Genomic DNA, 23,427 nt, shown 5'->3' with positions numbered 1-23,427 from the left:
CCATGCGCGATTCGGCCCATCACGCGATCGATGTCTGGCTGCCGAATCTCGCGCGATTGGCGCCCGATCATCCGTTGCGCGGTCTCGTGCGCAAGGCCGATCGTCTGGCTGACGGCGCGCGCGGCTACATGGCTGGATTGAACGCGCGCTTCGAGCTGCCCGACCCGCTGCCGGCCGCGGCGCTCACGCGCCAGCTGATTGCCGGTGACGCCGGCAGCGATCGCTGGCTGTGTGCCGATCCTGCCTGGGTGCAACCTGATCTCAATGGTGCGCGACTGCTGGCCTGCGGGCAGATGCAGTTGTCGATGGACGAAGCGCTTGCTCTCGCCGAGCCGCTGATGCCCTTGTTCGACGAAGCCGACATGGCGCTCATTGTCTCGTCGCCCGATCGCTGGCATGTGCGCTTGTCCGCCGATACTGCGCTGCCGGACTTTGCAGCTCCCGAGCAGGCGTTGGGCGAGGACCTCTACTACCACCTGCCGCAAGGCGTGGAAGGGCGTCGCTGGCGCATCCTGCTCACCGAGGTGCAGGTGATCCTGCATCAGCATCCGCTCAACGCCGAGCGACGCCAGCGCGGCATGCCGCCGATCAATCATGTATGGCTATGGGGCGGCGGCGCGCTGCCGCAAGCCGTGCATACCTCGCTTGGCAACGTGATTGGCGATGATCTGCTGTTGCGCTCGCTGGCGACGCAAGCAGGCATTGCCGTGGCGGCACGCACGGAGGCATCGATAGCCGCGGCGTTGCCGGGCACCTTGATGGATCTGCAGGACCTGCCGGAAGACGAACTGGCTGCGCGTTGGACACCGGGACTGCTCGCCCTGGCCAAGCGCCAACCCCTGCAACTGAGTTTTGCCAGCGGCGAGTGCTGGCTGCATCGGCCCTGGCATCGTCTGCGCGTCTGGCGAAGGAGCAGCCGGTGAAGCGCAACAGCCTTCGTCGACGCGAGCCTCAAGGCAGCCCGGCGGGTTGGGGCGTGGGTGTCCATCCGGTCTTGCAGCAGGTGTTCGCCGCACGCGGCGTGCTCTCGCCGCTGGATGCCGAATATCGTCTTGCGCGTCTGCTTTCGCCACAGCAGCTCGGTGGCCTGGATCAGGCGGTGGCCTTGCTGTCGGAGGCGATACGCGACGATTGGACGATTCTGATCGCTGGCGACTATGACTGCGATGGCGCGACCGGCACGGCCGTCGCTGTGCGAGGCCTGCGCATGTTGGGGGCGCGCCGCGTGGACTATGCGGTGCCCAATCGCTTCGTGCATGGCTACGGCCTGAGTCCGGCGCTGGTCGAATCGCTTCAGCCCACGCCGCAACTCATCGTCACCGTCGACAACGGCGTGGCCAGCGTGGCGGGTGTAGCCGAGGCGCAGGCGCGCGGGATCCGCGTGATCGTCACCGATCATCACTTGCCGGGTGAACAGCTGCCCAGCGCCGATGCGATGGTCAATCCCAACCTCAATGGCGATGCGTTCCCGAGCAAGGCGCTGGCGGGCGTGGGCGTGATGTTCTATCTGCTGCTCGCGCTGCGCGCATCGCTGCGAGAGCACGGCGTGTTTCCTGCGGGCAGCGAGCCGGATCTGTCCGTGCTGCTCGATCTGGTGGCGGTGGGAACCGTGGCCGATCTGGTGCCATTGGATTTCAACAACCGCGTGCTGGTGGAGGCGGGTATGCGGCGTGTGCGCAGCGGCCGTGCCCATGCGGGCGTGGCGGCGCTGGTGGAGGCGAGCCAGCGCAGCGCGGCGACGCTTTGTGCCAGCGATCTGGGCTATGCGATCGGCCCGCGGCTCAACGCGGCGGGCCGGCTCGAGGATATGCGCATCGGCGTGGAGTGCCTGCTCACCGATGATCCGGTGCAGGCGCGCCGTTACGCCGAGCTGCTGAGTTCCATCAATCAGGAACGCCGCGAGTTGCAGGCCACCATGGTGGCCGAGGCCGAAGTGATGGTGTCGCGCACGGCAGACATCGACGCCGTAGGTGTGGCTTTGTTCGAACCGAGCTGGCACGCCGGGGTGGTAGGACTAGTGGCGTCCAAACTCAAGGAGCGGCTGCATCGTCCGGTGATTGCGTTTGCACCGGCCAGCGAAGAGATGCAGGACGAGTTGCGCGGTTCGGCGCGTTCCATCGCCGGTTTCCATATTCGCGATGCGCTGGCGATGATCGATGCGCGCCACCCAGGTCTCATCGCGCGCTTCGGCGGTCATGCGATGGCCGCCGGACTGAGCCTGCGCACCGAGGACTATCCACGCTTCGCCGAGGCTTTCGACACGATTGCACGTGAGTGGCTGGACGACGATCAGCTGCAGGCCGTGCAGCACACCGACGGCGAATTGCCCGTTGGCGCGGCGACCCTGGAACTGGCGCGTCAGCTGCGCGCTGCGGGCCCCTGGGGCCAGGCATTTCCCGAGCCGGTATTCGACAACGTATTCGAATGCGCGAGCTGGCGCGTGATGGGCGAGCGGCATTTGCGGCTGAGCCTGCGCGATCCACGCGATGGCTCGGTGCACGATGCGGTGATGTTCAATGCCTACGAGGGCACGCCACCGCCGGCGGTGTTGCGAGCTGCCTACGAGTTGGTCATCAATGACTGGCAGGGTCGCGAAAGCGCACGCTTGCTGTTGCGCTACCTCGAGCCCGTCTGAGCAAGCGTGCGATGCCTCAACGCGGATCGAGGTAACGCAAGAGTGCGTGGTTCGGCCTGGACGAAAGTGCATGGACCGGCGAGCTCGGTGCTGCCTTCCATGCATAGCGTATGCGTATCGCCAGCACGGCGGTGCGCATGGCCTTGATATTGCGGCCCAGAAACCGGCACCACGGGTGCTCGAGCGCGGCCAGGTTATCTGCGGTGGGGACGGCCGATACGTGCATGGTAGGCACGCAGGCCCGGCGGGCTTTTCGGCTGGGGCGCTGCTTTTTCCGATTCGCATGACCGTGGACGTCTATACGTGCTGTGCCCGCAGGGCGTCACCGCGCCACTGGCTGGGCGTCTTGCCGGTGAGGCGCTTGAACACGGTGGTGAAGTGCGCCTGCGTGTGGAAGCCCACCTCCAGCGCCACATCCAGCATCGAGCGCGGCATCTCGGCGATCAGCTGCTTGGCGTGCTCCATGCGGCACAACAACAGGTAGTGATGCGGACGGAAACCGGTGGCTGCGCGGAACTGAGCGGCGAAGTGCATCGGTGACAAGCCCGCCGCAGCGGCCATGTCGTTGAGCGTGATGGATTCGGACAGATGCGCCTTCACATAGTCGTCGACGCGCTGCAGGCGCCATTGCGGCAATACGGTTTTCTTCACGGCGCAGGCCAGCGGTGCAGCGGCCGCACGCAGATGGCACAGGCGATCGACGATGAGCTCCAGCACCTGCGTGGCCAGCGCGTGCTCGCGGCTTTCGCCGTGCATTTCCAGCAGGGTGCGGGCCAGCTGCAGTAGCAAGGCATCTTGCGCCGGCCCCATCGAAAAACAGGCGCGGCTGGCTTCATCGGCGGACCAGAACAGCTGCACGGGCAGTTCCACATACAGCGCACGGCAGTTGCCCGGGCATTGCATGCTGACCGATTCGCCGGGGCGGCTCACGTAGTAGGAGCCCGCATCGCAGGCGCGCTCCTGCAGGTCGTGGGCGTCGCTATGCAGTGACAGGTGGGCGTCGTCGAGTAACAGCAGCACCGCATAGGCGTCCTGTGGCGTCCTGGCCTCCCAATGGGTGGCGCCCGAACCCTGGTGGCTCCAGATGGAGGCCTTTGCCTGCGTCATGCGCGGGTCGGCCTGCAGGGACAGCTGCTGCCAATGGGTGTTCGCAGCGGCACAGCGATCGAGCAGGGCGCGGGTGGCAGAGTGCGCCTTGGCGGCGAATGCTTTATTCAAAGTGCGGGATTTGGCGACGGTAGACATGACTTCTCCGTTCCGGCGAATGACATGCCGGTTCGAATGAGGGGATCGAGGATGGGAAGGCGCCGGTGCGGCGGGTTCCGATAGAAGGGTGCGGGAGCGGTGCGGCGGAAAGCCTTGCTTGTGCGTTGCAGCAGAGTCTGTGCTTGTGCCGCCTCGAAAGAAAATACTGTTTCGCTATGCGGGCATAACGGCCGGTTATGGCTCGGCGTCCACCCATTGCGCGCCCTTGAAGGCGGACGCGCCGACCTGGCTGCGAATGAAGCCCAGCAGCTGCGCCTCGATCGCCGAGGCCGCGCGCGTCAGCGGCTTGTCCCGCGAGGTGATCAGGCAGGCCGTGAGATAGATCGGCGGCTCGATCGGCGTGGTGGCGATGTCCGGGTGCCCGGGCATATCGGTGAAGTCGCCCTTGGGCAGGATGGCGTGCCCCAGTCCCGTCTCCACGGCGGACAACACCACCTCGAACAGATCCGACTCGGCCACCGGTTCGGCGTGCAGCCCGGCGGCGGCCAGTTCGCGGTCGAGCGCCTTGCGCAGCACATTGGTCGGTGTGGGCAGCATCAGCGGCAGCTGCGCGATCTTCGCCAGCGTGGTGGACTTCTCAGCCTTGCCCTGCTGTTTTCGGCTGGCAAGGTAAAGCCGCTGGCGGAACAGCACCTCGCGCGTGAAGCCGGTCTCCGGCCCGTTCTCGAACACGATGGCCAGGTCGATGGTCTTGGCGGCTACTTTGTCGCGCAGCGTTTCGCTGTCGCCGGTGATGAAGCGCAGGGTGATCTTGGGCAAGGTGGCGCGGCAGATCTCCATCATCTTGCCGGTCAGCGCCGGCGCCATGGTCGAGGCCATGCCGAAACACACCACGCCCTGGATTTCGCCTTGCGCGGAGCGCACCACGGCGGGCAGGTCGTCCACCTGCCGGATCAGTTTCAGCGCTTCCTGGTAAAGCACTTCGCCGGCAGCCGTGGGCGTGACGCCGCGTGCGCTGCGGTGGAGCAGGGTGACGCCGAACTCGTCTTCCAGCTCGGCAATCTGTTTGCTCAGGGCCGGCTGGGCAATATGGATGAGCGCCGCCGCGCGGGAAAAACTGCCCGCTTCCACGATCTTGGCGAAATAGCGCAAATGGCGAAACTGCACGAGGGCGCTCCTGGGGACGGCCGCAATGGCTCTTGCTCAGAGGTCGGCGCAAACGCAAGAAGTATCGGGGCATGCGCGCATGCGCGCCACCATATGGACGCCCGCCATCGTGCTTTTGCGAAATGGGGCGCTTCAGCTGCAGGGAAACAGCTCGTCGAACGGCGGCTCCGAAATGCCGTAGACGGCTATCTCGATACCCTCGCCATAGTCGCTGCAATCGGCAATATGGACCGAAACGGCCTGCAGCACGCCGTCGCCGCCGACCACATACAGCCCCATCGGCACCTGATCGTCTTCGCGGCATCCATATCTTCACGTCGTCGCGCGGCCAGCGCCACCAGCGGGGTCGAGCCGACGGCGACATCGATCACCCGATCGAGCGCAAGCTGCGATAACGAAGAAACCTGGTCGGCTGCACTGAGCACCATCAACGCCGTCACCGTACCGAGGATCCAGCTATAGGCCCGTGGCGATCCGATCATGTTGTAGATGCCCACGCCTGCCACGATGGCCAGGGCAAGCACGGTCAGCGTTGCATGACCGGACAGCGGCGGTGCCAGTACAAAGGCAAGCCCTGCGTGCACGTTCCTTTTCAGAAGGCACGGCGGTCGCCGCGTGGGCGCTGCGGCGCGGCTCAGACGACGAGTTTCAACAACTGCGTGAGAATGACCTTGGCGGGAATCACCGTCAGAAAGATGGGAGCGAACGGGATGAGCGTGGCGAGGGCGAGCGCCAACGCCGCGCGCGCATCAAACAGCACGGGACGCATGGCGTAGACGTTGGCCGTCACGCTGTAGAGATCGGTGGCGGCGGAAAAATCCGGTTTCTCCAGCGATTCCGTATCGACCACGTTGCCCGACCTCAGCCATTTGTCTTCAAATTGCGTACCCAGGCGGCTGGCCAGTGCGCCGTACTCGAAGATGCCGCGTCGCCATGCCATCAGCAGCATGCGTCCGAAAACCAGCGGCGGCGTGAGAAAGATGACCACGACCACCGCCGCCGAGGCGAGCGGCGTTGCCGGGTGGTCCAGTGGATTGAGCCCCAGATGAAACACCTCATTGGCAAAGGTGCCCGCGATGATGATGCCGATGGCCAGCGCAAGCGGAGCGAACATGCGCGGCGAGAAGGCGACAAACAGCAGTCCGCCCGCCTTGTCGGGGTGGGAGGCCACCAGGTGCAGCCCCATGTGGGACACCTGACGAAGAAAGCGCATCCATACGAACACGCGCCATATCCAGCTCAGCAGCAAACCCAGCAGCAGCGGCAGGCTGATCAACATATGCCACCAGCCGGCGGGCGACAGATGCGGCGAATCGGGTGCGTAATGCCAGATCGGCAGCACGTTCTGGCGTACGGTGATCGCAATGGTGATGACAAACGTATAGACGATGATCGTCATGGCTGCCGAGGGCCACACGCCCAGACTCAGGCGCCGGGTCGAAGCAACGGCTTCATCGAAGCGCGTCTGATCGGAGGCGTCGATGATATGGGAGGTGACGAAGTGCTGTGCCGTCAGGTCCAGTCGCGGCAGGATGATGTATTCGCAAAGGATCAGGATCGGAACGGCCAAAACAAAGCGCGCATGCACGGCGATATCGGTAAAAAAGGCGTGCAGCAACTCGTCGTGACCCGTCACCAAGGCCTGTCCAGTGCAGAGCAGGGCCAGCGGAATCCATGCCAACCCCACCGCGATAAGCACGCGACGCAATGCCTGGGTGCGATGCGCCGGCTTGATCAGCCGCAGTCGCCGCAAGACGGCGACATGTTTGGGTTCTTCGAAAATGCTCGAACGGGGATCGCTCACGCCGGCAGCTCCCGCAACACGCTGATGCTAGAAGTGCCAGGCCACGCTTAGCGCAGGGCCGCTCAATTCCACTTGCTTGAGGAATTTGTCGCTGCTGCCTTGCTTGTATTCGACGTCGCGGTAATTGAGCGCGATATCGCCCCAGTGAAAAGCGTAGGCCACGCCGATCATCGCCTGATAGGTGTTGTCCGAACTGCCCGCGCCAACATCGACGTAATAGGGGAAGAACCAGTTGCTGCCGGCGAACGGCGACCAGAGGCCGCGAATGCCGATGATGCCGTCGGTGACGTGCGTCTGGTTGTTGAGATGACCGCTGTTCTGGATATCCGGCCGGCCACCGTTGCCGGTCAGGTTGAAGTTCCAGTCCAGATTGCCCTTGATCCACAAGTAGCGCATGCCGAACACCAGATCGATGTAGCCCTGCTGTCCATGGGCCATCGTATACAGGCCGGCCAGGGTCACCATGCCGCCCTTGATGCCCCAACGCGTATCGAGATTCGCGTCGGCGGCTATGCGATCGCCGCCGATGCGGGTGAAGCGTCCCTTTTCGTCGCTGAATTTCACCCAGTCGAAGTCGCCATAGAAGCCCCAATCCCCCTTGCGTACCGTGCCATCGACCATGAAGGCGCCGCTGAGGTAATCGAAGATGTTGTTGTTGGTTTTCTGCTCGACCGTGCCGCCATTGTTGGGCAACTGATAGCGCGTTTTGGCACTGATGCCGGGCAACCAGCCATAGGGCTGGATGCTGCCATGCCAGTCGCCATCCCAGTAATCGGGGGTGTCCGCCTTTGCCGATGTCACCGCAAAGCCCATGATGCAAGCCGACGCCAGCAGGGCGCGGGAACAGGTGAGGCGCGAATTGCGGAGGCGGCGCATGGTGGTCATCCTTAAGGTCGGCGATCGACGCTATGGTCGTGCTCTGTTTGGCAGACTCCCAGCGAACTACTACTTACCCGCAGGCGGTAAATCTACGGATACCGCGCCCCTTGAGCAGGGCCGGTGGTCCTTTTAAGTAGTTTTACTGGAGACGTTTGCGCATAAATGCAGTGGTCAATGCGTCGTGCGACGTATCAAGCTGGTGCAAGCGCGTGAGCGGCACCGGAGCGGCACCATGAACACGACTGGGAAGCACGGATTCTGGCGGATCTACTTGCTATGTCTCGTATGCCTGCCGCTGATGATTGCGGGTCCCGTGGCCGCACAAAGTACGCAAGGCGCGACTAGCGCCCAGGGCAGTACGCAGAAGAGTTTCTCCACTCAGCAACTCGATCAGATGCTCGCTCCGGTGGCCTTGTATCCGGATGCGTTGCTCTCGCAGATACTGATGGCCTGTACCTATCCCAGCAATGTGGCCGATGCCGCGGCATGGTCGGCGGCACATCCCAAGATCCAGGGCGACGACGCGGTGAAACAGGTAGCCAACACGCCCTGGGATCCCAGCGTGCAATCGTTGGTGGCATTCCCCCAGGTGCTGGCGCAAATGAAGCAGCAACCCGAATGGGTGCAGAACATGGGCGACGCCTTTCTTGCCCAGCCCGATGATGTCATGGCCTCCGTGCAGCGCCTGCGCGCGCAGGCGCAGAAGGCCGGCAATCTGAAGACGACCGAGCAGCAGAAGGTGGTGGTGCAGCAGGCGCCACCCACGGCCGCGGCGCCGAGCACCACGGTGATCCAGATCGAGCCGGCCAATCCGGAAGTGGTGTACGTACCGTCGTATAACCCGACCGTGGTCTACGGTACCTGGGCCTATCCCAGCTACCCGCCGCCGTATTGGCCGCCACCGCCGGGTTATTACTATCCGGTGGCCACCGGACTGGCGGCGGGCATTGCCTTTGGCGTGGGCGTTGCCGCCGTGAACTCGCTGTGGGGCGGTTTCAACTGGGGGCATGGCGACGTCGACATCAACGTCAACCGCTACAACAACGTCAATAACGTCAACAACCGCATCAGCGGCAACGGCAACAACAGGCAGACGTGGAACCACAACCCGTCCAATCGGCGCGGTACGCCTTATCGCGATCAGGGCAGCCGTGAGCGCTATGGGCAGGGCGTGGGTGGCGCCAATCAGCGCGAGGCTTTCCGCGGCAACGACGCGAATCGCCAGCGCGCACTGCAGAGCTTTGACCGCTCCACCGGCAACGGCTCTTCGATGGCCGCGCGGCGTGGTGCAGGTGAAACCGGCGCGGCACTCAATCGGCCGTCCACCGGCAACCGGCCTGGTGGTGGCCAGGGCGCAGCCGGCGGCGCGGATCGAGGCAACCTCGGCGGCGCGGATCGAGGCAACCCCGGCGGTCAGGGGCGCGGCGATCTGGGCGGACAGACGCGCGAGCGCGGCAATGCCGCTGGGCAGCAGGGCAACTCCGGTGGCGATCGTGCATCGCAGGGACCGCGCAACAACGCGTTCAGCGGCGGGCAATCGCCGGGTTCGGCGCATACGCAAATGAATCGCGGGCAATCCAGTCAGCGCTCGATGTCGCAGTCCCGTGGTGCCGGCGCTGGTGCTGGCAGGCAGATGTCCCGACCTGCGCCGGCCCGGGCGGGTGGCGGTGGCCGTCGTCGTTGAGGAGCATGACCATGAATCGCACTCCCATGATCCGTCGCCTGGCCTTGAGCACCATGTTCTGGGCTGGCTGTGTCCTTTGCGGCGCCGCGCTGGCACAACAGGCGAGTTACCCAACGGCGGATGACGCCGCCGGAGCCTTCGTGCTGGCCGTGCGCAATCACGACCAGGCGGCACTCGCCAAGGTGCTGGGCAATAACTGGAAGGATTACATCCCGACCGAAGGCATCGATCAGGATGATGTGGACCTGTTCCTCAAACGCTACGACGAAAGCCATCGCATCGAAACGGCCGACGGCAAGAGTCATCTGGACGTGGGCGCGGAGAAGTGGGTGCTGCCCATGCCGTTGGTCAAAGGGAAGGACGGTTGGCATTTTGACCTGGCCGCTGCGCAGCAAGAGATACGCACGCGCCACATCGGGCAGAACGAACTCGCCGTCGAGCAAGCCATGCTTGCCTACTACGACGCGCAGCGCGATTACGCGACCCAGGACAGGGACGGGGACAAAGTGCTGCAGTACGCGCAGCACCTGCTCAGCTCGCCGGGCAAGCACGACGGACTGTACTGGCCCGTCAACGACAACGAGCCGCCGAGTCCGTTGGGTCCGAAATTCGCCAACGTGGTGCCAGGGCAGGGCTATTACGGCTACCACTACCGGATACTGACGGCGCAGGGCGGTTCTGCCCCCGGAGGCGCCTATAACTATTTGGTCGGCGGTCGCATGACCAACGGTTTCGCGCTGGTTGCCTGGCCCGCGCAGTACGGCGAGACCGGCGTGATGAGTTTCATGGTGAGCCACGACGGCCAGGTATTCGAAAAGGATCTGGGCAAGAACGGCGGCACCATCGCGCAGTCCATGAAGAGTTTCGACCCTGACAGCAGCTGGAAGGAAGTCGACGTTCCCACTGCCAATTGACGCCGCCCGCACGGTGAGTGCTCGTCGGCGTGGATGGCCGGCGAGCTCATTACGTGCTTTTACCGGGCGCAATGCCGAGTATTTTCGCTGTCCGCAAAACGCCGGCTCCGGCAGAGTCCTTCCATCGCCCATGGCGGATGATGCACCGATGGAGAAGTCATGAGGCCGCGCCCTGCGCCAGTAGCTTGCCTGCTCGGCGCGTGCCTGCTGCTGGGCGCCGCGCTCCATGCGCAGGACGCACCCGCAGTTGCAGGGGCTGCCGATAAGAACCAACCGCTGTCGCCGACGGCTCCCGTGGCGCAGGCCAAGGACACCCAGGGTTCATGGTGGAGCCGTTTCCGCGACCCGCAGGACAGCTCCGTCGACATGTCGCGCTGGCTGTTGCAACACAAGGGCGCGCTGCTGGTTCCCATCATCATCACCGAGCCTGCGGTGGGTAACGGTGGCGGACTGGCCGCGGTGTTTTTCCACACGCCCAAACAATCGGAGGCGTCCAGGGAAAGCGGCTTGCGCATTCCGCCCGACATCTACGGTGCGGCCGCCTTCAAAACCGAAAACGGCACCTGGGGTTACGGCCTGGGCGGCATCTTTCATTTCAAAGACGACACCTGGCGTTACGCCGGCCTGGTGGCCAAGATCAATGTCAACCTGGACTACTACACGCAGGGCTTGCTGCTGGGTCCGCATAAGATCGGCTACAACCTCGACGGCATCTTTTCCTACCAGCAGGTCTCGCGCCGGCTCGGCACGAGCGATCTGTTTCTCTCGGCGCGCTGGCTCTACATCGACCTGGATAATCGGCTCAATATTCCCAGCGACGATCAGTACTTCAAGCCCAAAGAATTCGCCAGCAAGTCGTCGGGACTCGGGTTGGGCCTGGGTTACGACTCACGCGACAACACGCTGACACCCTCAAGCGGATGGTTCGCGCGACTGGAGGCCACCCAATACGCGCCCGCTTTTGGTAGCGACACCACCTTCCAAAGCTATCGCGGCCGCGCCTATGGGTATTTCAAACTGGGCGAGGATTGGGTGCTGGGCACGCGCGCGGACTTCCGCTCCGTGCGTGGCGATGTGCCGTTCTATCAACAGCCGTCGATCGATCTGCGCGGCATTGCCTATGGCCGCTATCAGGATCAGAACGTTGGCATGCTCGAGGCGGAGCTGCGCTGGAACCTCACGCCTCGATGGGCGTTGCTTGGGTTTGGCGGAGCGGGCAAGGCGTGGGGACGCACGCTGGACTTCGGTGATGCAAGCACGCACACCGCAGAAGGCGTTGGCTTGCGCTATCTGATCGCACGTGCCTTGGGGCTCTACGTCGGCCTGGACTGGGCGTGGAGCGAAGGCGACCACGCGTATTACATCCAGGTGGGAAGCGCCTGGCGATAACGTCGTCCGCCTGTGGCGAGCGGACGACGCGATGGTGCGAGCCCGTTCAACCGGTGGTGTAACCCTTGCCTTTCATGCATGCGCTGTACGCCTGGCCAAGGTTGGCGGAGTTCTGGTTCTGCGTGGCCGCCGAGGCTGCGTTTTGATCACGCCTCTGCTGGCGTGCGCGTACGCCGCCGGCCACGACACCGGCGGTGGCACCCACGCCGGCACCATGTCCGGCGTCGCCGTTGGCAACACCGCCAATCACTGCGCCGGCAGCGGCGCCACGCGCCGCGCCTTGAACACGCTGGCCACCGCCGACGGCCGGCCCGGTCTGCGGCGGGGGAACCGCCTGCTGGGGTGCGTTGGTCTGGGCCCAGGACATGCAGGCGCTCTTGTCCGCCTCCTGCTGGTTGGCGTTCTGTCCGTTGGCCGGGTAAGTCGGCGGCAGCTGCTGAGCGGATGCGACGCCGGCGACGAAGGTGAGCGAGAGGCCGATGATTCGAAGGCTGTGGTTTGTCATGGTCCTACTCCTTGCAGCGTCTTGAAGGGGCTGAGCGCCATCGGCTCGGCCTGAGCGTGGGAATGAAGGGTGTGCGCTAAAAAAAGGATTGGTCCGCGGCCATGTCCATATCCCCTGGCGCCACCGGAATGAGCCCGAGACGCTCCGCCTCACGGATGAGCGCCACGCCGCTGTGTACGCCCAGCAGATCGAGCAGCGACTGGCGGTGGCTCTCCACCGTGCGCACCGAAATGCCCAGGTCGGCGGCGATCTCGCTGGTTCGCTTGCCCTTGGCCATCGACTCGATGACTTCGCGCTGCCGACGGGTCAGCCGTCGCAGCGATTCGGGTGCTTCGAGCAGTGTTGCCATCAACTGCGGGCTGACGAACTGGTTGCCTGCGCAGACTTCGGCCATCGCATTGAACAGCTCGCTGCTTGGTGACTGCTTCAGCACATAGCCGTTCGCACCCGCCTGCATGGCTTCGCGCACGATCAGAGGCTCACTGTGCGTGGACAAAACCACCACCGGTATATCGCTGCCCATGCGCCGCAAGCGCTGCAATGCCTGCAGGGCGCTGAAGGGTGGCATGGCGATATCCGTGATGACCAGGTCGATCTGTCCGGTCAGTACCGCTTCCATCAGGGCTTCGCCGTCATGCACCAGCAGGACCGAACTGGTGCGCTTGGCGAGCAGGCCGGCCAGGCCCTCGGCGACGCAGCGATGTTCGTCGGCAAGCAGTACCCGCAGCTTGCGCGTGCTCCTGGCGGCGATTCGCACGGTCGCCTTCATGGCGTCGCCGGCCAGACGTCGCCAACCCGCCATGCGGGCGTCACGACGAGCCTGGCGACGCCCCAGGGCGCGGCAAGGGTGCCCGAACAAGGAGGAGGGCACGCTGATTTCATGATCGATCGGATCCCCGTTGGGCCTCAGCTCGCTCCAGCTCAGCTTGGCCCGTCGATGCCCGCTTGGTAAGCGAACTTTCACTCAAAGGGGGTCGGTAAATTTACTGAAAATCGCGTGAAATCGCCGATTTCTTGCGACGGGACGGACACGGGACACGCACATGGGTCCGTTGCGAGTTCGCTGATTTTATGGACCTAAGGCTATGCCCTGGAGGGATTTCACGGGAGAACATTCGTAGAACTACGCAAATCATCACGGGGCGACGACGGGCGTCGTGGGGAAATGCGGGAGGGATTTCGGTGGACCGGCGCTCAATACTCGCAGGGGCGAAAGCTGCCGCTGGCAGCAGGACGAAGGGATGCACGGGGCAGAGGGGATCATGACCGGGAAAGCACCGATCGGTGCATTGTCCCAGCAACTGCTACGTGGTCTGGGCGCAGGCCTGGCCGCGGTGCTGGCGCAATGGATGTCGCTGGTGCTGTGGGATCACACGCGCGATTTCCAGATCATCTGGCTGCCAGGGCCGTTGTTGCTTGCGCTGTTGCTGTGCGCGCCCTATCGCTACTGGCTCGCCAACAACGCAGGCTGGTTCGTCGGCATGACCTTGATGTCGTTGACGGCGAACCTGCCGCTGCAGGGCCTCGCGGTCGCCAACACGGGCGTGATCTTGCTGGTCACCATCGCCGCCTGGGGTCTTGGGCAACTGCGTGAAGAGCAACCCATCGGCAATTTCCAGCAGCTGCTGGTGTTTGTTCTGGTGGCCGTCATGGTGCTGCCCGCTGCCACCGGTGCGGCAGTGTCGTGGTTATCCACGCAGGTGGACTTGCCGTTCTGGCTGTCTAGGCAGTGGTGGCATGTGGCGCTGGCCAATGCGCTGGGCTATGTGTTGCTGACGCCGGCCATCCTCAGCCTGGTCAACCCGGGCTCGTCGTTGCGACGCGACAGGCTGCCGGGATGGAATATGCCGCTGATCACCGCCGCAGCGCTGGTCGTGCTCTGGCTGGCCTGGCGCGAACTTGGCGATTACCCCACAACGAGACCGCTGCTGCTGCTCGCGCCCGTGCCGTTGGCCATTTTCGTGGCCTTGCGGGCGCAGGTGGTGGGCACCTGCGTGGTCAATCTCCTGGTGGGACTGCTCGCCATCCAGTTGAGTCTGGAACATGAAGGGCCGTTCGTGCAGCCGCAAGCGGAGCTCACCACCATCAGCGTGCAGTTGTGGATGCTTGGCGTATCGGTGGCATCGCTCTATCTCGCGGCCCTGGTCGAGCAGCGACGGGCGACCCAGCGCGACCTGAGCGTCACCAACACCGAAGTGCGCGAACTGGCAGGTCGCTTGATCGTTGCGCAGGAGCAGGAACGTGCGCGCATTGCGCGCGATCTGCATGACGACATCAACCAGCGTCTGGCGGTGGCATCGATCCGGCTGAGCGCGCTGCGCCGCAAGGTGGACGAGAGCAACAAGCAGGACGTGAGCCGACTGCAGAGCGACCTTATTGCACTATCCGAGGACGTGCGCCATCTGTCCCACGACCTGCATCCAAGCATGCTCTCGCAGACCGGGCTCACTGCCGCGCTGGCGGGCTTATGCCAGAACGTGCGTCACCGCAACGGGCCGGCGATCGAGTTGCGGGTATCGCCGTATGCAAAAGATCTTCCTGAAGATGTCGCGCTCTGTCTTTATCGCGTCACCCAGGAAGGACTCGGCAACGCATTGCGATACGCAGACGCGCAGCGAGTTGAAGTGGCGCTGCAGATCGAGCATGACCAGGTAGATCTCACCATCATCGACAACGGCAAGGGATTTGTCACCGAAGGGGAGGGGCGTCGAGGGCTTGGACTGCTGAGCATCGACGAACGCACGAAGCTGCTGGGCGGCAGCTGCCGACTGCAATCAACTCTGGGCAAAGGGACTGAGTTATGCATACGAATTCCGCTAGGAACCCAAGGGCCGGCGTGAGGCCAACCCTGATCATTGCCGACGACCACCGCATGGTGGCCGAGGGCGTGCAGCACATCCTCGACGAGGATTTCGATCTGCAGGACATCGTGGCTGATGGCGAGGCACTGATCGACGCCGTGCAGCGCATAAAGCCGGATCTGGTGGTGGCCGATATCAACATGCCTCGCTGCAACGGCATGGACGCGCTGAAGCGTCTCCGGCAGGCCGGCTTCGACACGCGCTTCGTCTTCCTCACCATGCACATGGAGCCGGCGCTGGCGGTCGCCGCGTTGCGCGCAGGTGCGCGGGGCTACATCCTGAAGAACTCGGCGGGCGAAGATCTGCGCAATGCGGCCCAGCAGGTGATGGCCGGAGGCACCTATGTGACCCCGGCGTTGGGCGCGCGCTACATCAGCGGCCAGATGACCGATATGCGCAATCTCACCTCCAAGCAGTTGCAGGTGCTTCGACTGGTTGGCGAAGGCTTGCGTTCCAAGCAGATCGCGCTGCAGCTGGGACTGTCGGTGCGCACCGTGGAAGCGCATAAATACACCATGATGCAGGTGCTCGGCGTGCATTCCACGCTGGAGCTGGTACGTCGCGCACAGGATCTGGGGCTGTTGTTCTGAGCGGGCCGTACGTTACGGCGTTTGCTTCGGTAGATTTACTTAGCATTGCTTCGGTTCGATTTCGGTGGCGCAGGGTGGTGCATTGGAAGATGCTCACGACGAGATGCGCGCCTCGACTGAAAGCAGCGACAAAAGGCGATCCAGCCTGGTGCTGGCCGAGGACCACTTGCCCATCGCCGAGCAGCTGCGCGAACTGTTGAGCGAGGAGTTCGACGTGCTTGCCGTGGTTGCGCATGGCGAGGCGCTGGTGAAAGCCGTGAGGCGCCTGCAGCCCGACGTCGTGGTGACCGACATCAGCATGCCTGGCATGGACGGCATGCAGGCGGCCCGCCAATTGCTCGTCGATCGCCCCGACCTGCCGATCATTTTCATCACCGTGCACGACGACGCCACGCTGGCGCGCGCCGCATTGTCACTGGGCAAGGGCTATGTGCTGAAGGCTTCGGCGGGAGAGGAGCTGATCGAGGCGCTCAATCAAGTGCTCAAGGGTGGCCATTTCCTGTCACCGGCATTGGGTCGCTTTGAGGCGTTGATGGAGCTGCCCGCGACGTTTGGAAAAAACCACTAGCTTTCCGCGCCGGCATAGACGCGCATCGCCTCGCCCAGATCCTGCCGCAGCGTGGAAACCCCCTCCCAGGGATCGCCGCGCAAGCGCACCAGTCGCTGCCTGGCGGAGCGGATGTCGAACGCGCTGCCGCTGCTGCAGCGACCAAGGTCTTGCCAGCGTAACGGCATGGCAACCGGCGCACCGGGACGCGCACGCAACGACAACGATGCCACGCTGGTGGCGCCGCGCGTATTGCGCAGATAGTCGATGAAGATGCGCCCCTTGCGTTCGCTCTTGGCGGATGTCGCCGTGAACGCGTCAGGGCGCTCGTCGGCAAGTTGACGGGCAAAGGCACTGCTGAACCGGCTGGCGTCTTCCCAGCGACACGATGCGTGCAATGGCACGAGCACGTGCAAGCCTTTGCCTCCGGTGGTTCGTACGAAGCTCTTCAGCGACACTTTGGCCAGTCGATCCCTGAGCCATCGCGCGGCTTCGATCACATCACGCCAGCTCACGCCGCTCCCGGGATCGAGGTCAAACACAAGATAATCGGGTTCTTCCAGCGCATCGGCCCGTGCCGCCCAAGGATGGAATTCGATGGCGCCGTATTGCACCAATTCGATCACGGAGCTGGCGTCGCTGGGGCAGAGATAGTCATCAAGCGCGCCGCTTTCCTCACGCAGCCGCACGCTTTCGACCCGACGAAGTCCCCGCATCGGGTGTTTCTGGAAAAAGCCCGGCTCGGCAAGGCCTTCGGGAAAGCGGAACACCGAAGTCGGTCGACCGGTCACGCCCGGTAGAAACCAGGGCATGATCGCGTCGTAATAATCGGCGATGTCCTGCTTGGTGATGCCGTCGTCGGGAAACACCACGCGCTTGGGATGGGTGACTACCACACCATTCAATTCGTTCGTCGTCATGGGCGACCTTCGCGCGCCGCGCTTCATTCCGGCCGAACGGCCATCATGGCCGTCAGCTGGTCGGGAGTGACAGGCGGCACACCGCCGCGCAATTCCATCATCTTGCGTTCGGTCTCGCGGATCTGCAGCTCGCCCACCGGATGTCTCCGCAGCTGCCCGCGCAAAAGTTCGTTTTCCAGCTCGAGCATGCGGTAGAGCTGCAGCAGTTCGTTAAAAGCCTGATGCAGGGGCAGTTGGATCATGGGTGTGCCATCCGTCATCAGCAAGACTCCGTGATCGGGGCTTTAGAAACTGACGATCAGGCAGTTAACGATGGGTGATAGATCGATGTGATTTCCGCCATCGGCAGCGTTGTGCAGGGCGTGGCGTTCACAGATGGCAAGCGCATGTGTATCCGTGGTGAAACAGTCCATGCCTGTGTCCCTATCCCAATCGTCGTAGTCGCATTCCTACGAAACATCAGGTGTCGTGCTGATAGGACGACCGGTGTAACAAAGGCATGCTCTTTTAGTCCGGAACGGACAAATCGTCGCGCCTAATGCGTACACGATTAGTTGTGGCAGGCATCTCCTTTCCCCCACAGGGTTGCATCATGGTCACCTATTCGCTCAAGCAGTCCCCGGACGGTATGTGGTGTGTGTGCCGTCTTGGTTTTTCGCTGTTCAGTGATCTGCGGCTTGGCAGTGCCATCAAACTCGCCCGGGAAGTCGCCCGCGATGAACATCTGCGTTCGGGTCGTTCGGTCTGCGTGGAAATGCCAGGCACCGAAGCCTCGATCCGCCTGGCGCAGTACGCCAGCGTGGCGGCGGTGCTGGAACAGGCCGCGTAAGTCCTTCGTATCCGGGGCGTAGGGGGCGCCCTGGGTGCACACATGTTGCATGGCCGCTTGTGTGTCGGGGCCGGGCTGGGCAAAGTCTCGGCATTCTTCCACCCGGGACGACTCCATGTGCTTGTCGCTTCGTTATGGCTCGATCGCTGTTCTGGCGCTCGCCGCGCTGCCGCTGCAGGCGACCACCTTGCTGGTCAATGCCCACATCCATACGATGGATCCCTCACGTCCGGAGGCTACGGCGCTGGCCTGGAGCGACGATGGCCGCCTACTTGCGGTGGGTGATACAGCTGACCTCAAGAAGCAGTACCCCGACGGCAAGATCGAGGACGCCAAAGGCGCCACCGTCATTCCCGGTTTGATCGACGCTCATGGCCACATGCTGGGCCTGGGCATGACCCATATCGAAGTGGACCTTGTCGGCAGCACCTCGCGCGCGGAGGTGGTGTCGCGGCTCAAGGCGGCCGCCGCCAAATTGCCGCCGGGCACATGGCTGATCGGCCGCGGCTGGGATCAGAACCGCTGGGCCGACAAACATTTCCCCAACGCCGCTGATCTCGATGCAGCGTTTCCCGATCGCCCCGTGTACCTCGAGCGCGTGGATGGTCATGCGTCGTGGGCAAACACGGCGGCGATGAAGCACGCGACCAAGTCGCTGGATGGCGACTGGCAACCCGACGGCGGACGCATCGAACGCGTCGGCAAGAAGGCGACGGGCGTGCTGGTGGACGGCGCCCAGGCCTTGGTCGGCCAGGCCGTCCCGCCGCTGACGCACGAGCAGACGCGCGATGCCTATAAGGCCGCTTTCGCCGATGCAGTCGCGGCCGGCTTGACCGGCGTACACGATCCGGGCGTGAGCCTGGAGGATTTCAAAGTCCTGCAGGAAATGGCGGCAGCCGGTGAGATACCGCTGCGTCTCTATGAGATGGCCGACGGCAACCACCAGGCGCTCGACTGGCTGTGCAGCCAGGGCGGGCGTTGGGCGGATGCCAACGGTCGCCTGCAGATGCGTACCGTCAAGCTCTACATGGATGGCGCGCTGGGCAGTCGCGGCGCGGCATTGCTGGCCGACTACAACGACGACCATGGCAACAAGGGCATCTTCGTCACCTCGCCCGAGGCCTATCGCACTGCGGTGGAAAAGGCGTATCGCTGCCATGTACAGGTCGCCACACATGCCATCGGCGATCGCGGCAACCGCAACGTGCTCGATACCTATCAGGCCGTGCTGGGCGAGCACGCCGACAGCGATCATCGCTGGCGCGTGGAGCATGCGCAGATCGTCGCGCTCGACGACATTCCGCGCTTCGCCACCTTGCATCTGATCGCTTCGATGCAGCCCACCCACGCCACCTCCGACATGCCATGGGCCGAACAGCGTCTCGGTGCGGAGCGACTGAAGGGCGCCTATGCCTGGCAGCGTTTCATCCAGGAAAAAGTGCCGCTGGCGTTCGGTTCGGATTTCCCGGTGGAGCAGGTCAATCCGATGCTTGGCCTGTATGCCGCCGTGACGCGGCAGGATCTCAATGGACAGCCGCCGGGTGGCTGGTTGCCGGATCAGCGGGTGAGCCGCATCCAGGCGCTGGCGGGTTTCACGCGCGGCGCGGCCTATGCGTCCTTCATGGAGGATCAGGTCGGCGCCTTGAAGCCGGGCATGCGTGCCGACTTCGTCGTGCTCAGCGGCGACCTGCTCACCGTGTCGCCGCGTCAGATCGCCGACTTGAAGCCCCTCAGCACGTGGGTGGACGGCAAGGCGGTTTACCGCGCTGAAAAGACAAACGCCGCACCCTGAGGGCGCGGCGTCTGCTGGGGACGGTGGTGCCGGTGAAGCTTTAAGCGGCCTTGCGGGTCGCCACGCTGATCGAAGCGTGCGCGGTCTTCAGGGCCTCGACCTTGTGGTCTTCGCTGAAGTTGACGCCTTCAGCGCGGACAAACTCCAGGTCAGTGACGCCGAGGAAGCCGAAGAGGGCGCGCAGGTAGGTTTCCTGGAAGTCCATCGGCTGGGCGGCGCTGCCTTCGCTGTAGATGCCGCCACGCGAGGAGGCGATGATCACGCGCTTGCCGCCAGCCAGGCCTTCCGGACCATTGGCGGTGTAGCGGAACGACTTGCCGGCCACCGCGATGCGGTCAATCCAGGCCTTGAGCTGGCTGGGGATCGAGAAGTTGTACATCGGGGCACCGATGACCACCACGTCGGCCGCCAGAAACTCTTCGATCATCTGGCTGCCCTGGACCGCCACCGGATCGCTGGCGTCGGCCACGGCAGTCCAGTGGGCGAGCGGGTTGGCGACCAGATCGTGGTAGATAACTTCGGTTTGGGGGTTGTTAGCGGTCAGTTCGGCCACGATGGCGGCGGTCAGACCGCGCGAAACGGAGTGGCTACCCAGGGCACTTGCGTCGAGATGCAGCAGTTTCATGGTATTTCCTCAGTTGACGGGCCGGGTCCGCCGGCGACAGAACTAAGGTAGTCTTCGGACAATCAAGTGATAAGCCGGCTAAACTCGAACGTATTGTTCTAATAAGGAAACAGCGATGACGGTCCTGGATGGCGCCCTTCAAGATCTCAACGATCTGTATTTCTTCGCTGCCGTGGTTGAACACGGCGGCTTTTCCTCGGCCGGACGCGCCCTGGGCATCCCCAAGTCCCGCCTGAGCAAACGCATCGCGCAGCTGGAAGAGCGCCTGGGCGTGCGCCTGCTGCAGCGAACCACCCGTCGCTTCGTGGTGACGGAAGTCGGCGAGCGCTTCTACGGCCACTGTCGTGCCGTCCTGGAAGAGGCAAGGGCGGCGCAGGAGGCCGTGGAAGAAGTGCGCTCCGAGCCGCGTGGCGTGGTGCGCGTCAGTTGCCCGGTCTCGCTGGTGCAGACCGTGGTGGGCCATATGCTGCCGGAGTTCCTCGCCCAGCACCCCAAGATGCAGGTGCGCCTGCACGCCACCGACCGGCGCGTCGACGTGATCGGCGAGGGCTTTGATATCGCCATACGTGTGCGCAGCAAGCTCGATACCGACGCGACCCTGGTGGTGCGCACGTTTGGCCAGTCCAAGGTCTTGCTGGTAGCCAGTCCGGACCTGCTCAACCGTTACGGCCGTCCCAAGGAACCCACCGATATTTCGCAGCTGCCGGCGCTCAGCAACCAGGAGCACGAGGGAGCGCAGGGCTGGGAGCTGCTCGATGCACAAGGCGAGAAGATCGTGGTCGACATCCAGCCCCGCCTGATCTGCGGCGACTTCAACGCCCTGCTGCAAAGCTGCAAGACCGGCGTCGGCGTGACGCTGCTGCCCGAGTTCGTGTGCGGTCCGGCCATCGAGCGCGGCGAGCTGGAAGTGGTGCTGCCCGAATGGAGCGTGCCACAAGGCACCATGCACTTCGTCTACCCGAGCCGGCGCGGCCTGTTGCCCGGCGTACGCGCGTTCGTGGATTTTCTTGCGGAACGGCTGCCCGATTCGGTGCGCGAAAATCACGCGAAGTGCCACAAATACCTGTGACGCAGGTGCGCAACGACACCCGTGTTACGATCATCATTTAGCCTTCCAGACATCCAGGTCATGCAGATCGAAACCAAGCTTCCCAAAGTTGGAACCACCATCTTCACCGTCATGAGCCAGCTGGCTGTCGAACACAAGGCGGTCAACCTGGGGCAGGGCTTTCCGGACTTCGAACCACCGCAGCCGTTGCGCGACGCCATCACGCGCGCCATGGCCGAAGGCCGCAACCAATATGCGCCGGGCATCGGCCTGCAGCCGCTGCGCGAGCAGATCGCGCTGAAGACCGAGCGCCTGTACGGTCACAAGCTCGATCCCAACACCGAGATCACGGTGACTTCGGGTGCCACCGAAGCGCTGTTTGCCGCCATCGCTGCCGTGGTGCGCGCGGGCGACGAAGTGATCGTGTTCGATCCGGCGTACGACAGTTACGAACCGGCCATCGAGCTGCAGGGCGCTCGCGCGGTGCATATTCCGCTGCAGGCGCCCAGCTTCAGCATCGACTGGCAGCGCGTGCGTGATGCGATCACGCCCAAGACGCGCATGATCCTGATCAACAGCCCGCACAACCCGACCGGTGCGGTGTTGTCCTCGGCCGATCTGGACGAGCTGGCCGCCATCGTGCGCGACACCGAGATCGTGGTGTTGTCCGACGAGGTCTACGAGCACATCGTCTATGACGGCGCCCAGCACGAGAGCGTGCTGCGCCATCCCGAGCTGGCCGCGCGCAGCTTCGTGGTGTCCTCGTTTGGCAAGACCTATCACTGCACCGGCTGGAAGCTCGGTTACGCGGTGGCGCCCAAGGCGCTCTCCGCGGAATTTCGCAAGGTGCATCAGTACCTCACGTTCTGCACGTTTCATCCGGCGCAGGTTGCGTTTGCCGAGTTCATGGCGAGCACGCCCGAGCACTATCTGGAGCTGCCCGCCTTCTATCAGGTCAAGCGCGATCGCTTCCGCGAACTGATCAAGCCCTCGCGCTTCAAGTTGCTCGACGTGCCGGGCGGCTATTTCCAGCTGGTCGACTATTCCGCCATCAGCAACAAGGACGATGTGTCGTTCTGCGAGTGGATGGTGAAGGAAGGCGGCGTCGCCGCGATTCCGCTCACGCCGTTCTATGACAAGGCGCCGGGCACGCATTACCTGCGCCTGTGCTTTGCCAAGAGCGATGCCACCATGGAAGCCGCCGCGGAGCGTCTATGCAAGCTCTGAAGGTCAGCCTGATCCAGGGCGCCACGCGCTGGCATGACGCGCCGGCCAATCGCGAGTACTACGGCGAGCTGGTGCGACGCGTCGCCGGGCAGACCGATCTGGTGGTGTTGCCGGAGACATTTCTTTCCGGCTTCAGTAATGACACGCGTGCCAGTGCCGATACGATGGAAGGCGAAGGCGTTGCGTGGATGCGCGCGCTCGCCCAGGAAGTGGGTGCGGTGTTGTGCGGCAGCCTGGCTATTCGCGAAAACGACACCGTTTACAACCGGCTGATCTGGGCACGCCCGGACGGCAGCTTCGAGCAATACGACAAGCGCCATCTGTTCCGCATGGCGGGTGAACACACGCGCTATGGCGGCGGCACCGAGCGGCTTATCGTCGAACTCAAGGGCTGGCGCATTCTTCCGCAGGTCTGCTACGACCTGCGCTTCCCGGTATGGCTGCGCAACGGCCGCCGCGAGGAAGCCACCGGCGGCATGGATTACGACCTGGCGATCTTCGTGGCCAACTGGCCGGCACCGCGCCGCCAGCCCTGGCGCACGCTGCTGCGTGCGCGCGCCATCGAAAACCTGAGCTATGTGATCGGCCTCAACCGCGTCGGCGTCGACGGCAACGATCTGCCGTATGCAGGCGACAGCGCGGTGCTCGACCCGATCGGTGAGCCGCTGGTCGAGCTGGGTCCGCAGGAGCAGGTGGTGACGGTGACCATCGATCCCGCGCCGCTGCTCGCGCATCGCGAGCGTTTTCCGGCGTGGATGGATGCGGACAGCTTTACGCTCAATCCGGGTTGATCGGACTGCGCGCG

At 63.9% G+C, this 23,427-nt stretch carries 24 protein-coding genes; 13 read left to right on the top strand and 11 right to left on the bottom strand.

Annotation, left to right across the window (positions count from 1 at the left end; genetic code table 11):
- Positions 1 to 2: 2 nt before the first annotated feature.
- Together AC1DKY_RS04050 and recJ are read left to right on the top strand one after the other, a co-directional pair.
- The gene (locus AC1DKY_RS04050) at positions 3 to 923 is read left to right on the top strand and encodes a phosphoglycerate mutase (RefSeq protein WP_441602438.1); all 921 of its coding nucleotides are present in this window, start codon (positions 3 to 5) and stop codon (positions 921 to 923) included.
- Positions 920 to 2,635: a single-stranded-DNA-specific exonuclease RecJ gene (gene recJ, locus AC1DKY_RS04045; protein WP_441602437.1), complete on the top strand. Its 1,716-nt coding sequence runs from the start codon at positions 920 to 922 to the stop codon at positions 2,633 to 2,635. Before AC1DKY_RS04050 ends, recJ begins: the two co-directional genes overlap by 4 nt.
- A gap of 16 nt (positions 2,636 to 2,651) precedes the next feature.
- Here the strand turns inward: recJ and AC1DKY_RS04040 are convergent, their stop codons facing one another.
- The 6 genes from AC1DKY_RS04040 to AC1DKY_RS04015 all read right to left on the bottom strand — a co-directional run bounded on the left by AC1DKY_RS04040 (position 2,652) and on the right by AC1DKY_RS04015 (position 7,688).
- On the bottom strand, positions 2,652 to 2,861 hold the full coding sequence (locus AC1DKY_RS04040; RefSeq protein ID WP_441602436.1) for a hypothetical protein: 210 nt from the start codon (positions 2,859 to 2,861) through the stop codon (positions 2,652 to 2,654).
- A 71-nt stretch (positions 2,862 to 2,932) separates the two neighbouring features.
- Entirely contained in the window at positions 2,933 to 3,880 is a 948-nt protein-coding gene (locus tag AC1DKY_RS04035; protein WP_441602435.1) for a helix-turn-helix transcriptional regulator, read from the bottom strand.
- A 195-nt stretch (positions 3,881 to 4,075) separates the two neighbouring features.
- On the bottom strand, positions 4,076 to 5,008 hold the full coding sequence (locus AC1DKY_RS04030) for a LysR family transcriptional regulator (RefSeq protein WP_441602434.1): 933 nt from the start codon (positions 5,006 to 5,008) through the stop codon (positions 4,076 to 4,078).
- 132 nt (positions 5,009 to 5,140) lie between these two features.
- On the bottom strand, positions 5,141 to 5,293 hold the full coding sequence (locus AC1DKY_RS04025) for a hypothetical protein (RefSeq protein ID WP_441602433.1): 153 nt from the start codon (positions 5,291 to 5,293) through the stop codon (positions 5,141 to 5,143).
- 349 nt (positions 5,294 to 5,642) lie between these two features.
- Positions 5,643 to 6,812: a hypothetical protein gene (locus tag AC1DKY_RS04020; RefSeq protein ID WP_441602432.1), complete on the bottom strand. Its 1,170-nt coding sequence runs from the start codon at positions 6,810 to 6,812 to the stop codon at positions 5,643 to 5,645.
- Between the two features lie 27 nt (positions 6,813 to 6,839).
- Positions 6,840 to 7,688, bottom strand: a complete 849-nt coding sequence (locus AC1DKY_RS04015) for a hypothetical protein (RefSeq protein WP_441602431.1) — start codon at positions 7,686 to 7,688, stop codon at positions 6,840 to 6,842.
- Positions 7,689 to 7,923: 235 nt separating this feature from the next.
- Here AC1DKY_RS04015 and AC1DKY_RS04010 point away from each other — a divergent pair, with 235 nt between their 5' ends.
- The 3 genes from AC1DKY_RS04010 (at position 7,924) to AC1DKY_RS04000 (ending at position 11,678) form a co-directional block, all read left to right on the top strand.
- The gene (locus tag AC1DKY_RS04010; RefSeq protein ID WP_441602430.1) at positions 7,924 to 9,375 is read left to right on the top strand and encodes a DUF3300 domain-containing protein; all 1,452 of its coding nucleotides are present in this window, start codon (positions 7,924 to 7,926) and stop codon (positions 9,373 to 9,375) included.
- Positions 9,376 to 9,386: 11 nt separating this feature from the next.
- Complete coding sequence (locus AC1DKY_RS04005; protein WP_441602429.1) at positions 9,387 to 10,289, top strand: DUF2950 domain-containing protein; 903 nt, start codon at positions 9,387 to 9,389, stop codon at positions 10,287 to 10,289.
- A gap of 159 nt (positions 10,290 to 10,448) precedes the next feature.
- Positions 10,449 to 11,678, top strand: a complete 1,230-nt coding sequence (locus tag AC1DKY_RS04000) for a BamA/TamA family outer membrane protein (RefSeq protein ID WP_441602428.1) — start codon at positions 10,449 to 10,451, stop codon at positions 11,676 to 11,678.
- A gap of 46 nt (positions 11,679 to 11,724) precedes the next feature.
- On the opposite strand, the gene AC1DKY_RS03995 is transcribed toward AC1DKY_RS04000, so the two are convergent.
- On the bottom strand, positions 11,725 to 12,183 hold the full coding sequence (locus AC1DKY_RS03995; RefSeq protein ID WP_441602427.1) for a hypothetical protein: 459 nt from the start codon (positions 12,181 to 12,183) through the stop codon (positions 11,725 to 11,727).
- A gap of 76 nt (positions 12,184 to 12,259) precedes the next feature.
- Entirely contained in the window at positions 12,260 to 12,985 is a 726-nt protein-coding gene (locus tag AC1DKY_RS03990) for a response regulator (RefSeq protein ID WP_441602426.1), read from the bottom strand.
- A gap of 460 nt (positions 12,986 to 13,445) precedes the next feature.
- Here AC1DKY_RS03990 and AC1DKY_RS03985 point away from each other — a divergent pair, with 460 nt between their 5' ends.
- From AC1DKY_RS03985 to AC1DKY_RS03975, 3 genes are all read left to right on the top strand, one after another.
- Positions 13,446 to 15,023, top strand: coding sequence for a sensor histidine kinase (locus tag AC1DKY_RS03985; protein WP_441602425.1), 1,578 nt, complete (start codon positions 13,446 to 13,448; stop codon positions 15,021 to 15,023).
- Positions 15,020 to 15,634, top strand: coding sequence for a response regulator (locus AC1DKY_RS03980; protein WP_441602424.1), 615 nt, complete (start codon positions 15,020 to 15,022; stop codon positions 15,632 to 15,634). Before AC1DKY_RS03985 ends, AC1DKY_RS03980 begins: the two co-directional genes overlap by 4 nt.
- An 82-nt stretch (positions 15,635 to 15,716) precedes the next feature.
- Positions 15,717 to 16,202, top strand: coding sequence for a response regulator (locus AC1DKY_RS03975; protein ID WP_441602423.1), 486 nt, complete (start codon positions 15,717 to 15,719; stop codon positions 16,200 to 16,202).
- Here AC1DKY_RS03975 and ligD read toward each other — a convergent pair.
- Positions 16,199 to 17,101 (bottom strand): non-homologous end-joining DNA ligase, encoded by a 903-nt coding sequence (ligD, locus tag AC1DKY_RS03970; protein ID WP_441602422.1) that lies wholly within the window; start codon positions 17,099 to 17,101, stop codon positions 16,199 to 16,201. The genes AC1DKY_RS03975 and ligD overlap by 4 nt on opposite strands.
- A 23-nt stretch (positions 17,102 to 17,124) precedes the next feature.
- The gene (locus tag AC1DKY_RS03965; protein ID WP_441602421.1) at positions 17,125 to 17,343 is read right to left on the bottom strand and encodes a hypothetical protein; all 219 of its coding nucleotides are present in this window, start codon (positions 17,341 to 17,343) and stop codon (positions 17,125 to 17,127) included.
- A 350-nt stretch (positions 17,344 to 17,693) separates the two neighbouring features.
- Here AC1DKY_RS03965 and AC1DKY_RS03960 point away from each other — a divergent pair, with 350 nt between their 5' ends.
- Both AC1DKY_RS03960 and AC1DKY_RS03955 read left to right on the top strand, forming a co-directional pair.
- Positions 17,694 to 17,930, top strand: a complete 237-nt coding sequence (locus tag AC1DKY_RS03960; RefSeq protein WP_441602420.1) for a hypothetical protein — start codon at positions 17,694 to 17,696, stop codon at positions 17,928 to 17,930.
- Positions 17,931 to 18,045: 115 nt separating this feature from the next.
- The gene (locus tag AC1DKY_RS03955) at positions 18,046 to 19,722 is read left to right on the top strand and encodes an amidohydrolase (RefSeq protein WP_441602419.1); all 1,677 of its coding nucleotides are present in this window, start codon (positions 18,046 to 18,048) and stop codon (positions 19,720 to 19,722) included.
- Positions 19,723 to 19,762: 40 nt separating this feature from the next.
- Here the strand turns inward: AC1DKY_RS03955 and AC1DKY_RS03950 are convergent, their stop codons facing one another.
- A complete protein-coding gene (locus AC1DKY_RS03950) occupies positions 19,763 to 20,347 on the bottom strand; it encodes an FMN-dependent NADH-azoreductase (RefSeq protein WP_441602418.1) in 585 nt (194 codons plus the stop codon).
- A 115-nt stretch (positions 20,348 to 20,462) separates the two neighbouring features.
- On the opposite strand from AC1DKY_RS03950, the gene AC1DKY_RS03945 reads away from it, so the two are divergent.
- The 3 genes from AC1DKY_RS03945 to AC1DKY_RS03935 are packed head-to-tail and all read left to right on the top strand — an operon-like array spanning position 20,463 to position 23,413.
- The gene (locus AC1DKY_RS03945) at positions 20,463 to 21,416 is read left to right on the top strand and encodes a LysR substrate-binding domain-containing protein (protein ID WP_441602417.1); all 954 of its coding nucleotides are present in this window, start codon (positions 20,463 to 20,465) and stop codon (positions 21,414 to 21,416) included.
- A gap of 60 nt (positions 21,417 to 21,476) precedes the next feature.
- Positions 21,477 to 22,622 carry a pyridoxal phosphate-dependent aminotransferase gene (locus tag AC1DKY_RS03940; RefSeq protein ID WP_441602416.1) on the top strand — a complete coding sequence of 382 codons (1,146 nt, stop codon included), beginning with the start codon at positions 21,477 to 21,479 and terminating at the stop codon, positions 22,620 to 22,622.
- Positions 22,610 to 23,413, top strand: coding sequence for an amidohydrolase (locus AC1DKY_RS03935; RefSeq protein WP_441602415.1), 804 nt, complete (start codon positions 22,610 to 22,612; stop codon positions 23,411 to 23,413). The genes AC1DKY_RS03940 and AC1DKY_RS03935 overlap by 13 nt, the downstream gene beginning before the upstream one ends.
- Positions 23,414 to 23,427: the final 14 nt, after the last annotated feature.

The sequence above is a fragment of the Dyella sp. 01N448 genome, from assembly GCF_056399225.1.
This window is presented reverse-complemented; position numbering and strand designations above follow the sequence as displayed.